The organism is Thermococcus sp. ES12, assembly GCF_012027515.1.
GTDB lineage: Archaea > Methanobacteriota_B > Thermococci > Thermococcales > Thermococcaceae > Thermococcus > Thermococcus barossii.
This window is the reverse complement of record NZ_SNUP01000016.1, coordinates 1-586: the sequence shown is the minus strand read 5'-3', so window position 1 is coordinate 586 and position 586 is coordinate 1. Positions and strand designations below refer to the sequence as shown.

At 38.4% G+C, this 586-nt stretch carries 1 protein-coding gene and 1 pseudogene; one reads left to right on the top strand and one right to left on the bottom strand.

Annotated elements, in window-relative coordinates:
* Positions 1-286 (bottom strand): annotated as a pseudogene (locus tag E3E37_RS10755) (GNAT family N-acetyltransferase); the annotation flags it as partial.
* A 55-nt stretch (positions 287-341) separates the two neighbouring features.
* Here E3E37_RS10755 and E3E37_RS10750 point away from each other — a divergent pair.
* A partial coding sequence (locus E3E37_RS10750; RefSeq protein ID WP_305849827.1) for a ferritin family protein occupies positions 342-586 on the top strand: 245 nt, incomplete at its 3' end.

The window sequence follows — 586 nt, the reverse complement described above, 5'->3', positions numbered from 1 at the left end:
GTACCCACCAGACATCTTTGCCATTAAAAGTATAAACGAGGGCGATAACACCGATTATCTTGCCATTTTCCTTTAAAGTGTACAGCTCATCGAACTCTTTTCCAAGTCTGAATTCCAGAAAAGACTCATATACTCTTTTGAAGCCTTCAAAATCCTCTGGACTTGGCTTGTTCTCAACCCACTCAAGAGCTGGGTAAGCTCCATTAGTACCTTGATACACTCTGAAAACAAAGCTAAGCAGTTCATCTTTAAGTGATAGAGGATTTTCCACTTTGACGATCTCCATTTTTGTTCCCCAAAAGAGTTATAGCTCTGAGCTCTAAATAAATTTTGGTGATAATATGAACGAGCTCGAAGCACTTGCTTTAGCACTTGAAGTTGAGAAAGCCGAGCTGAAGTTTTATCTTGAAATGGCGATAAAAGCAAAAGATGAAAAAGCAAAAAAGATGTTTCTGTTTTTAGCAAGAGAGGAAGCTGAACATTGGGATATATTTGAAGAAAAATTCGCTGAAAAGCTCGTAGAAAAATGCAAGCTTCCGGCGGTTGATAAAGATACTTTAGAAAAGCTGACGCCGAAGTATGAAGA